Genomic DNA, 12085 nt, shown 5'->3' on the forward strand with positions numbered 1-12085 from the left:
AAAAATAACAACGACTCGATAAATAAAGGACAACAATGTCAGGCAACTTACCCAACTTCCGTGAAGAGCAAAGCGCAAAAATTCCAGCGTTAACCTTGCTCACCAATCTTGGTTATCAATTCATTCCACCGAGTGAATGTGTCGTTAAGCGTGGCAACCTCTCCACGGTGATTTTGCCTGACGTTTTACGTGATGTGCTGAAACACAAAACCTACTCATTCATGGGCAAAGATCACTCGTTATCAGAAGCGGCTATCGACAAGATTGTCCACGAATTAGCTAACCCTGCTATGAATGAAGGGTTGAAAGCAGCGAATGAAAAACTCTATAACGCACTGACCTACGGCATTGGTGTGACCGAGTTTGTTGATGGTAAGAAAGCCAACCCAACCATTAATGTAATTGACTGGCAAACGCCTAAGAATAACCAGTTTCACTTCACCGAAGAACTTGTCGTTGAAAATGCGCATGGTACTGCCAACCGGATTCCAGACATTGTTTGTTTTGTAAATGGCCTGCCTTGGGTCGTGATTGAAGCTAAACGTCCTGATTCGTCTCACGGAGGTAAGCCGACCGTCGCTGAGGGTATCTCGCAAAATATTCGCAATCAAAAGGTGGATGAGATCCCTCATTTGTTTGCTTATAGCCAACTATTATTGTCGATAAATGGTCACGAGGGCTTATACGGAACGTGTGGAACGCCAAGTAAGTTCTGGGCAAAGTGGAAAGAAGAAGAGATCACCGAAGCTACTTTTGAGCGCTTAAAGAACAAACCTCTTGAGCAAACCAGCCTAGATAGAATCTTTGGTCATCGCCCAGCTAAAGTACGTGATGAATACCTGTCTTTAGTCGCTGGCGGTGACTTAGTGGTAACAGACCAAGACCGCTTATTAGTTTCACTACTGCGTCATGACCGACTACTGGAAATGACTCAGCTCTTCACCTTGTTTGATAAAAAAGCAGGCAAGATTGTTGCCCGTTATCAGCAAGTATTCGGCATCAAAGCCTTGATTGAACGTGTGACCTCTTTTGATGACAAGGGGGCGCGTAATGGTGGTGTGATATGGCATACCACAGGTTCAGGTAAGTCATTTACCATGGTGTTCTTATCTAAAGCTCTCATATGGATTAAAGAGCTGGCTAAATGTCGAGTAGTGGTCGTAACCGACCGTGTTGATTTAGAAGACCAACTAGCGAGTACCTTTGCCTCTGGTGGTGCGCTATCAGAAAAAGATCGTAAAGCCTCGATGGCAACAACAGGGCGACGTCTTGCCGAGCAAATCGGTAAAGGTAATGAGCGCATTATCTTCTCCATTATCAATAAATTTGGTACAGCGATTGAGTTGGAAGAATGTTACAACGATAGCCCAGATATGATTGTTCTAGTCGATGAAGGCCACCGCAGCCAAAACGGTGAGAACAATATTCGTATGCAGCAAGCTCTACCGAAAGCCGCATATATCGGATTTACAGGTACACCGCTGTTACAAGACGACAAGACTGAAAGTAAATTTGGCAAGATTATCCACTCATACACGATGCAGCAAGCTGTGGAAGACAAAACTGTTACTCCGTTGTTGTATGAAGAGCGCGTACCAGATCTGAGCACCAACGATAAAGCGTTAGATGCGTGGTTTGATCGAATCACCGATAAGCTGACCGAAAAACAGCGCACCGACTTGAAGAGGAAGTTCGCTCAGAAAGGTCAGATCTATCAAACCGAGGGGCGAATCGAGCTTATTGCTCATGATATTTCGGATCATTTCCAAAACTTTAAGCGACAGGGCTTAAAAGGCCAGCTTGCTTGTGACTCTAAAGCCTCTGCAATCCAATATAAGAAGCTTCTCGATAAAATAGGCAAGGTAACCTCGGTTGTTGCTATGTCTTCGCCTGATACGCGCGAGGGGCACGATACAGTTGATGGGGAAAGCACGGATATCGTTCAGAATTGGTGGAAAGAGAATGTCCTCAGCTCTGATTTTGGTCAAGATGAGAAAGCTTATACCAAACATATTATAGAAGAGTTCGGTAAGGATGATGGCCCAGACATCATGATCGTGGTTGATAAGCTACTGACAGGCTTTGATGAGCCAAAGAACACCGTGCTTTATATCGACAAGCCACTTAAGCAACACAACCTGATCCAAGCCATTGCTCGGGTAAACCGTCTGCATCAGAAGAAAGAGTTCGGTTATCTCATCGATTATCGTGGCATTTTAAAAGAGTTGGATGCGACCATTGCCGATTATCAAGATCTTGCCGAGCGTACCCAAGGTGGTTTTGATATTGAAGACTTAAAAGGTCTTTATAATCGTATGGATACGGAATACAAAAAACTACCCGGTTTATACAGTGAGCTGTGGGCGATTTTTGCCGAAGTACCCAACAAACAAGATGGCCCAGCACTACGCCAAGTGCTCGCTCCGAAAATTGATACCATTGATGGACAGCTTACCGATACCAATCAGAAAAAACGTGATGACTTCTACTCTACGCTCACAGCTTTTTCAAATTGTTTAAAAGTGGCACTGCAATCAGCAACTTACTTTGAAGATAAAAGCTTTGACGCTATTGATCCAGATACCGCTCTGGGCAGACGCGACCTCTATAAAAAAACGCTCAAGTCCATGGCTGAACTGCGCAAGCAAGTTCGTGAAGATGCTGAAGAGACCATTGATTACGATGAGTATGCTGAAAACATCCGCACTATGTTGGACAAGCATATTGCAGGTGTTGAAATTGAAGAATCAAAAGGTGCTTACCTAGTTGGGAATATGGGTAAGGATATTAAGCCTGACCAACTCACCGATGATGAAGCTCGCAACCAAAAAGATAAGATCACTGGTCGTGTCACTAAAATGATTGAACAAGACCTTGCCGATGACCCGTATGCTCAAGAGTATTTCTCGAAACTGCTTAAGCAAGCGATTCAGCAGGCAAAAGAGATGTTCGATGCGCCTGTAAAACAGTACCTGCTATTTGCTGATTTTGAAGAGCAGGTAAAAGAACGCGATGTGAAAGGCATACCGACGGATCGCTTCTCAGAACTCGATCCTAAAATAAAACGACACGTACAGGCATTCTATGGTCTATTCCCTCATCACTTAGGGGATCATGTTTTGTCAGAAGATGAGTGCTTTAACTATGCGTTGCAAATCGATGAAATCGTTACCGCCGCTGTTGCTGAGTTTTCCATTAATCCTCAAGAAATAGAGAATCAGATCCGACGTAAGTTAATTCCTGTGTTATTCAAAGCGATAGGCATGGATAAAACCCAAGCCATCATTACTGATGTCATCAAAATTACCCGCCTTGGCGTGTCAGGACATCATTAATGACGTCGGTCAGTTCTAGTGAAGGCAACAAAGAAGAATACAGCTTCGTCTATGGCGACGAAGCCTTGTGCTACGAAGTTGTCCGCAAACTGTATTTAGACAGTAAGAAACGTAAAATCACCATCAAGGTTCATCCTAATTGTGAGGTGGTGATTACTGCTCCAGAAGATGCAGAGCGTAATGACATTCACCAAGCTGTGATGAAGCGTGCTTCGTGGATTTACGATGCGTTGAAAGAGTTTCGTGGCCATCTGGAATACGTCCAACCTAAACACTATGTCAGCGGTGAAATGCAGTTCTACCTTGGTCGTCGTTATGTATTGAAGATCGTGGAAGATGCCAAAGCACTACCAACAGTAAAAATGACTCGCGGTAAATTACTGGTCACCTTAACTCGGTTTAACGATGACAAAACGGCCATGGTTCGAGCATTGGTGCGCAACTGGTACAAGGTACGTGCGGAGCGTATTTTCCATGAACGTCTATCTGAATTACTTCCGCAAGCCACTTGGGTTGATGGTATCCCTAGTTTTCGTGTACTACCCATGACCAAGCAATGGGGAAGTTGTTCTGCAAAAGGAAACCTGATGCTTAACCCTCACTTAATCAAAGCACCAAAAGAGTGTATTGATTACGTGATCCTGCATGAGCTTTGCCACATCGCCGAGCATAACCACAGTGAAAAATTTTGGCGCTTGTTGACCAGCGTTATGCCGAACTGGAAAGAAGTGAAAAGTAAGCTCGATGGTATGGCAGAGCTGTATTTAAATGAGTAGCTTTCGCATACAGCTATTTCTTTGCGTTGGCTTCTATATCGTTCAATGTTTTCTGAAAAATATCCATGACTACCGGGTTACTTTGAGCAATATTACTTATATTAGAAATAAATGCTTGCAGGTAGCCTATTTCTTCTTTTGCGATAGTCAATTCACTTTCTAGATGGATAACTTTATTTGCCATATTGATGTCACTTTCTAGATACGTAAGGAGCACTGTATCAGATTCAACAACAGGCTTACCTTTTAAAGATCTTTTCTTTGCTTTGTATTCTTGCTTGATGTTTGAATATTTGTCGAGAGTTTGCCGTGTTGTCGAAGTATAGAGTTTAATATTAATTTCAGAGACTAATAGGTCCCATGTTAGTTTACCCTCCCAGCTTCGGATTAATGCTTGTATGGATATTTGTTGCTCTAAGTTTAACGATTTCAATGCCATCAGTGAAAACCTTTAAATTGAACTGAGAAAATCGAGGTAGTTTGATTTCGAATTGGGGCTTTGTGGGGGACGTTTCTTTGCCTCTATTGCAATTTTTAAAGCTTCATATGCATTGGGTAAAACAAAACTTCTTTGTACTATTGTTTTTGTTTCTAGGTCAGTTATTCGCATTACATTTGAACGTGATAGCAATCGGACTATAGAACCTTCTTTAAGATTCTTATCAGAAATGACGCTAATCAGTTCTTTTAACATGCATGTGTTGCGGTAGTGGGTTAAATACCATTTTTGCATTCCCTCACTGATTTCAAAATTAAGCGAGTTTTGTACCATCTTTAAGCGATTGGTTTGAACCTTTAAGTCACTTCTCAACAGGTAAATCGCTTCTTTATCATGTGCAACGTGACATGATGAAGAACATAATGCGCATTGAGAATCGAAGTCATTCATGTAAGTACAAGGGAAGAGAGTCAAGTTTTGGGAACAAAAGCCAACATCAGAGATAAATGTTGGTGTTAAGTTTTCAACGGCATCCTGATATTGCTCTTGGCTCTGAATACGCCTTTGAATATTACCTTCTATATCCTCTTCGATTTCTGTGTCAATCATAATATCAGCAATTACTGAAGCGTTTTGTGCATTCGTTGTGTGTATGTAACGTAAGGTTTGCTCAGGTGACTTTCTACCTGAGAGCATTGTAATTAGTAGGTGAGGTAACCCTTTCTTATCTAAATAGTCATTTTGCCAATGTCGAAACTGGTGGGGCCGAATCGAAAATGTGCTTGAAAAGCCATGGCGCTCGAAAATCGTTAAGATTTGTTGGTGTTTTCTAAGGTCATTTGAAAAGGTAGTCTCTAGGGATGCAATTGGCGTTAAAGAAAAGTAAGCTCCACCCTTTTTACTGGTAATTTGCCTTTCAGTGAATGCAAATAATGCATTGTCATAATTGACGCGCTTAGTTTGCTTTCTATTAAATCCAGTTATTCTTTTTTGATTAAATAATACATGGTGATTTTGAAACTCCGCAACTGTACATGTACCATTTATAATATATTCATATATAGGGTTAGATTTTCTGAAGTATGTCCCTAATAGTTGAGCTGCCATTGGGCACCCTTGGACAAGAACCAATGAGTCAAATAATGATAGGTCAGCAATGGGTTTTATGTATTTAGAATTGTTCCCTCTGGAGGCTGGTAGTGCAATCGCCCCCTTGGACTCTGGCGTTACTCGAACCGTTTTATCTGTCCCATCATAAAAACCTAGAAGTAAGCCTAAATGTATTAATGATGTTGGCTTTGTCATTGAGGGTTTTAGAGCGTCGAAGTTATCTTTATTAGGAGAAAAGTCACCCAACACATCATTTAGGGGCCTCTTTGGGTCTTGGTAAAATCTTGCTAATACCCTCGCTGGTTCAGTAACAATTCCTATAAAATGGAGGGCTCTATCTACGCTTTCGGCCATTTCTTTATTGATATGCTTTTGATTATCTGCAAAGCCCTTTGAACCACGATAGTTAAGGAAGTGAACAACACTCTCTTTTCCTTCTATTATTTCAGACCTTGTTTGTATTCGCTGCTTACTTAGAAGGGGTTGTTCTGCCGCAACTCTATTTGGCGAGGACATTGCCAACGCTGCCATAACGCAAGTGAATGCATCACGTTGTTCTAAAGTAGAATGTGTTAATTCATACCAATCGGAAATGTTATTACAATTACCCTCTTTGTATGGGGGAATGACGTCATGAAAAATAGCTCCAATTGCTAGCAGATTCTTTTCTGATGGTAATTTGCTGTTTTCTGATAACAAGGCATCATCACCTGATTTCGCTCTGAGAGATGCATTTGTTAATCTAATATTAGGCTTGATCATTGTTGATATTAGCTTGTGTTTATAGAGCCACTCAAAAAACTGAGTTAGATACAAAGGATGCTTCATTTTATCAATGACATGTTGCATCTGTTTTTCAGACGTTAAAGCTATGTTTTGATTAATATTGCCTAAAAACTGTCGTGCGACAGATTGCTTTCCGTGTTTAGCAGTTATTGTAATATCTTCTTTAAGTACGTCTAAGAGATAAGCGAAAAGCAAATGATGAGAGTCTTGCGAAAGGCGATCATCGTTAATGAAGGTACTTGTAAACTTTGCATACCTTTGTTTGGCATTATGAAACAAAAAGTTCTGAGTAACTCCTTCCGTATTAGTGAATTTAATAGCGATATCATCCCAAGATGCTTGCTTCCCATTTGGGGTGCTGAATCCCACAAGAGGTTGCTGCATTTTTACCTTGATATAATTTAATTGATTAGCAATATAATGATTGGTGACTGTCATGATTTTTTTCCCAGCTTTTGTTTTGCTCTTTCATGACACTCTGTGATAGTTGCCGTTATGTATAAGATTATTTTCGTTAGCATTCTTGTTGTAGCAGGGTGTCCAGATTGACGATTTATCTTCAACTTCCGTTTTGCTTTATCAAGATATTGTTGATGATTAGCCGTTTCAAGAGGACGGAAGTTGCTACATGGATAACATGCCATTGGCGCACCTCCCTTGGATTCACAACTAGAGCAGTTTTCAGGGTTTAATTTGTGCCCTATCTCTTCATCAAACTCATTATTTATGTTGAACTCAGACTTGTCTTTTAACTCAGAAATAGACACAGAATCAAAACGTTGGATAATAAGATTTCCAGCATGAGCCTCATCTATTGTTACTCGCTCTTGCACTTTTAGGTCTAGGTATGGACGAATAGCTTCAATGGTAACTCCAGTTATATTGCAAATTAGAGCGGGGCTGAGTCCGATTCTAGCAGCGCGAGTTAACTGTGTATGTCGCCAGCGGTTATTATGTAAGAGAATGCCTATGGATGGATGTCGGTCACTTTTGGGAGACAGCTTTTTAAATAGATAGGTTATACCTTGTTGGATGTTGTCACTTGTTAAGTGGTATGCCTGCGAGGTAATACTGACAGAATTAAAAATTGCTTTTTTAGAGTTAAAGTTGGCCTTAAATAGACGGTGGTCCGGGAACATAGGAAGACAAGTCATGACCTCCTTAATCTCATTTTTTGTAAGTTCTAAATTGTTTTTATACAATTCTTGAACAAGGAAGTCTTGATATATTCGAAAGTAGTGTAGTAGTAATTTTGAAAATTTCGGTTCTAGTCGGTGAGATCGAGATTCAGCATTATAGCGGAACTCTCCATCTTTCCCGATGAATGTTCGTAAATGTAACTGTTCAACATCAGAGAATAGGTGTTGGGTTATTGGCGTCCAATCATCATTTTTCTCTTTGGGACTTACAAACTTTGTTCCTACAGGTAACACATCACACCATTTTATTTGGCGCAATTGAGTCGGGCGTCGAGAAATTGCCATCAGCAACTGCGACATAAGAGTGTTTCTAAAGTTAGTAAATTGTATGCTTCCGATTATTTTTTCAGATAAACATTTACTTGATTCAATACGTAGCGCTTCGTGGATGTTATCAAGCTCGATATCGCTGTATGAACCTTTCTTTGAATCAAGCATAAGACCTGCATGTGTATGACCCCCTTTCTTGGTCGAGACATTTTTAACTATTTCATAAAGTGGTTGAAGTATTACGGATGGAAAGTGTTGAGTGATAGCGGCTAGAGTATCTTTTACAGAAACCTTCATATTTTTACTAAGTGTTAACCACCATGCTTCAAATTCGTTAGTATCAAGGTGCTCTGATATTAATTTCAACCTAGAACAATGGGTCTGAATGGATGTTGGAGCAAAGAATTTCGCAGCATTTGCGAGTGCTAGTCTTAAGTCGATAAATGTTGAGTCATCAAATTTTTTTTCATGCATCCACTTTAAATAAATAGTTTTTTTATAATCTATTTTCCATTCATCACATAATAAATCAAAAACATAGCCAGTCGCCTTTGCCTGAAATTTTCGTTGTCCAGTGTAAGGAGCAGAGAGAGTGGTTGTTTGAGATTTACTCATTGGAGTCTCCCTCATCGGGGACGGATTTGTTTTGATTTATAGCCGAAAGCTCACTGACTTTTACTGCGATTTTAAATTCATTGTAAGTTTGCATCATAGTTGAGTTTACAACCCAACCCATGCTGTATTTTCGCATATCTTCTATTTTATCGTGGTCATAACCTGCACGTTCAGCTTTTTCAGTAAAAATTTCGTTCCATTTATGGCGTAATAAATGAGGATGCAGTTTGTGGCCTATTTTATCGCCAAATTTTACGACGATCTTGTAAGTTTGTTCGTAAGTGATTGGCTGTCCTGATGACACCCCTTTTTCTGAAATGAAAAGAAAATCATGTTCATTAGATCTGGCGTACTTTACTCGCACCGTACTAATGTAATGTACGAGTTGTTTCATTAAATCAGATGATATAGAAACAGATATAGCTTTAGTCTTGTTCTTGGCAGGGTTTCGCCTCTTGTCACTTGTATCATTGGGCGTTCTTGTAAGTAGAAAGCGAGGGTTATTCCAGTCATCAATTAAGTCACTCACTTTTAGTTTTAGAAGCGCACCAATTCGAACACCTGTTTCAATTAGAATTTGCATCATGAGTTGATTTCTAAGCTTACTAGACTTGAAAGGGTTTCGTTGAGAAGAAGCTTTGGTTATCTCAAGTAAATCAAAGTATTTATCGGTAGGTAAGCTGGATTCAAGTGGGTCTCTTGTTTTAATATTATCTTTGCGAATATCTGCAATGTACCTATTTATATAGAGTTGAAATGCTCTGAATCGGCTGTCAACTTTTACGCTCTCAATTGTTGATCTCTTATCGTAATGATGGCAAACATACAAATACTCTAAATAGCTTCTTAGTCGGACGAGTCTCTGTTTAGAAGTATGAGCAGAAACTTGTGGGACACTATGTTTAGTTTGATGTATAGCTTCTTGAATGCGCCTATCCGTAATCTTCGTTGTTTGCGCTTGTTCAGAAGTGCTATTTACGTTGATAGGCAGTTTAGAAATACGTACAAAGTCATCAATTTCTGAGCTTGAAAGAAAATTTCCACTAGCTACGCGCTTGACCAAATTAATGTTGCTACTTGTGAAATAACAATACAAAAATTTCAATTCATCAGCGTATTTTTTTTGCGTATTGAATGCGGGCACTTGTGTTGATGTGCCCTTAGAAAGTGGAGAATTGTGATTCCCATTGAGGTATGCGTTTAAGTAGAGGCACGCTGGAAACACATTGTTTTTAATGATTAACGGGAAAGGTAAACCAGAAGTATCGATATATACTTTGACTGCTACATCATCCATTACAAAATAGTCCAATAAATATACTTTAGTTAACTATAGTTGCCTTTCTTATTTTGTAAAATAAAAGAGACATAAAAAGTCCCTCTATTCATTTGGTCATAACGAGATGTAGCTTGAGCGATTCTTTACAAATCTTGTTTTCCAGAGAATTCACAGAGGTCTTCAATGATACAGCTGCCACAGCGTGGTTTACGTGCGACACAGGTGTAACGTCCATGAAGAATGAGCCAATGGTGGACATCCAGTTTGAATTCTTTTGGGATAACTTTAAGTAGTTTTGCTTCGACATCGTCGACGGTTTTACCCATCGCTAGCTTAGTGCGGTTTGATACACGATAGATGTGAGTATCAACGGCAATGGTTGGCCAACCGAATGCGGTATTTAACACTACGTTTGCTGTTTTACGACCGACACCTGGAAGGGCTTCTAATGCAGCGCGATCTTCCGGTACTTCACCATTATGTAGGTCAAGCAGCATACGACACGTTTTGATGGTGTTTTCTGCTTTTGAGTTAAATAGGCCGATGGTCTTGATATACTCTTTTAAGCCATCAACACCTAGGTCGAAAATTGCTTGCGGAGTGTTGGCTAAAGGGTACAGCTTATCCGTCGCCTTGTTCACGCTGACATCGGTTGCTTGTGCAGACAATAGAACGGCAATCAGCAGCTCGAATGGGCTGTTCCAGTTAAGCTCAGTCTCTGGCTTTGGATTGTTTTCTCTTAAACGCTCAAGTATTTCTACTCGTTTTACATTGTTCATAGCGACATTACTTTCAAATAGTTAGGGCATGAAGCTTGGATTGCTTCTGCTTTATCATCGGTTACGCGCTCTTATGAGCGTCATTATTATATGTACTGTTTAGATCTGATTTCCCCCGCTGAGTGGTTGAGCTAACTCAGCGAGGTTTAAGCTAATTTAACTTATTAGGCATTGGTAACGCGAGCGCGTTCAATGACTGGTTTTTCTTGTTTTGGTTGTCTAGATTTTGCTTGGTTATCGATGATATTTTTCAAAGCAATTAAGAAACCAACACCAATGAAGGCACCCGGTGGAAGCAGGGCTAACAAGAAGCTGTTATCAAATTGGAATATCTGGATTCGTAACACCGAAGCCCAGTCACCAAGCAGCAGGTCTGCGCCATCAAATAGGGTCCCGTTACCAATAATCTCACGCATCGCACCTAACACGACCAATACTGATGTCATGCCTAGACCCATCCAGAAACCATCTTGAGCCGCTGGTAGCACTTCATTTTTTGAAGCGAAGGCTTCCGCACGACCAATGATGATGCAGTTGGTTACGATCAGCGGGATGAAGATACCCAAAGAGAGGTAAAGCCCATAGGCGTAAGCGTTCATCAGCAATTGAACACAGGTTACTAGCGAGGCAATGATCATTACGAATACTGGGATACGTACTTCTTTTGGCACATGATTACGAACCAAAGAAACAGAAACGTTTGAGCCGACCAGTACAAGCAAGGTAGCAATGCCTAGCCCAAGTGCGTTAGTGACTGTTGACGATACAGCCAGCAGCGGACATAACCCAAGAAGTTGCACTAGGGCAGGGTTATTGGCCCACATGCCATTTTTGATCAATGTTTTATGGTCACTCATTATTCACCACCACAATTTAGAGGTTGAGCAAGCAATGCTTGGTTGTTTTGGTTAACGTACTGGACCGCTTGTTTGACTGACTTCACGACTGCTCTTGGCGTGATAGTAGCGCCAGTAAACTGGTCAAAATCACCACCGTCTTTACGAACCTTCCAACGGTCTAGATTAGAATCCGTCACTTGCTTACCTGCAAACGAAAGAATCCAATCACTCACACGCAGATCAATCTTATCACCCAAGCCCGGAGTCTCTTGGTGAGAAAGCACGCGAGTACCTAAAATAGTACCGTCAGTTTTCATTCCAACAATGACTTTAATCGCGCCATTGTAGCCGTCTGGTGCAATCGCTTCGATCGCAATCGCGCTTGGCTCACCATTAAGCTTAGCAATGTAAGCCGGCATCGCTTGCTCAGTACCAAGCTCTTCTGCTTGAACCAAAGTACAAGACGAAAACAGCTCGTTGTCGTGCTGATCGTGTGGGATCACTTGGTTAAGAACAGACAGTAACTGAGCCTGTTCTTGTTGTTTGATCTGATCTTTGGTCAGGTAGTGAGTTACCGCGACCAAACCCGTCGAAGCACACGCAAAAATCGCGAGTACAAGGCCGTTTTTCTTAATTGCATTTAGCATGGTATTCGCTC

Annotated in this window: 9 protein-coding genes; 2 read left to right on the top strand and 7 right to left on the bottom strand. The window is 40.9% G+C overall.

Going from position 1 to position 12085, the window contains the following annotated elements; genetic code table 11:
• Nucleotides 1–35: 35 nt before the first annotated feature.
• Both AB4274_RS01090 and AB4274_RS01095 read left to right on the top strand, forming a co-directional pair.
• Nucleotides 36–3335, top strand: coding sequence for a type I restriction endonuclease subunit R (locus tag AB4274_RS01090; RefSeq protein WP_102284714.1), 3300 nt, complete (start codon nt 36–38; stop codon nt 3333–3335).
• On the top strand, nt 3335–4111 hold the full coding sequence (locus AB4274_RS01095) for a M48 family metallopeptidase (RefSeq protein WP_372110600.1): 777 nt from the start codon (nt 3335–3337) through the stop codon (nt 4109–4111). The genes AB4274_RS01090 and AB4274_RS01095 overlap by 1 nt, the downstream gene beginning before the upstream one ends.
• Nucleotides 4112–4124: 13 nt before the next feature.
• Here the strand turns inward: AB4274_RS01095 and AB4274_RS01100 are convergent, their stop codons facing one another.
• From AB4274_RS01100 to rsxG, 7 genes are all read right to left on the bottom strand, one after another.
• Nucleotides 4125–4550: a hypothetical protein gene (locus tag AB4274_RS01100; RefSeq protein WP_372032965.1), complete on the bottom strand. Its 426-nt coding sequence runs from the start codon at nt 4548–4550 to the stop codon at nt 4125–4127.
• 12 nt (nt 4551–4562) lie between these two features.
• On the bottom strand, nt 4563–6884 hold the full coding sequence (locus AB4274_RS01105; protein ID WP_372110603.1) for a hypothetical protein: 2322 nt from the start codon (nt 6882–6884) through the stop codon (nt 4563–4565).
• Nucleotides 6881–8530 carry a hypothetical protein gene (locus tag AB4274_RS01110; protein WP_372110605.1) on the bottom strand — a complete coding sequence of 550 codons (1650 nt, stop codon included), beginning with the start codon at nt 8528–8530 and terminating at the stop codon, nt 6881–6883. The genes AB4274_RS01105 and AB4274_RS01110 overlap by 4 nt, the downstream gene beginning before the upstream one ends.
• Nucleotides 8523–9827, bottom strand: coding sequence for a site-specific integrase (locus AB4274_RS01115; RefSeq protein ID WP_372110607.1), 1305 nt, complete (start codon nt 9825–9827; stop codon nt 8523–8525). Before AB4274_RS01115 ends, AB4274_RS01110 begins: the two co-directional genes overlap by 8 nt.
• Before the next feature lie 125 nt (nt 9828–9952).
• Nucleotides 9953–10588, bottom strand: coding sequence for an endonuclease III (gene nth, locus AB4274_RS01120; protein WP_372110609.1), 636 nt, complete (start codon nt 10586–10588; stop codon nt 9953–9955).
• Between the two features lie 164 nt (nt 10589–10752).
• Nucleotides 10753–11445, bottom strand: a complete 693-nt coding sequence (locus tag AB4274_RS01125) for an electron transport complex subunit E (protein WP_012603531.1) — start codon at nt 11443–11445, stop codon at nt 10753–10755.
• Complete coding sequence (gene rsxG, locus AB4274_RS01130; RefSeq protein WP_017061171.1) at nt 11445–12074, bottom strand: electron transport complex subunit RsxG; 630 nt, start codon at nt 12072–12074, stop codon at nt 11445–11447. The genes AB4274_RS01125 and rsxG overlap by 1 nt, the downstream gene beginning before the upstream one ends.
• Nucleotides 12075–12085 lie beyond the last annotated feature (11 nt).

Source organism: Vibrio sp. 10N.261.55.A10, assembly GCF_041470825.1.
GTDB classification, from domain to species: Bacteria; Pseudomonadota; Gammaproteobacteria; order Enterobacterales; family Vibrionaceae; genus Vibrio; species Vibrio crassostreae_C.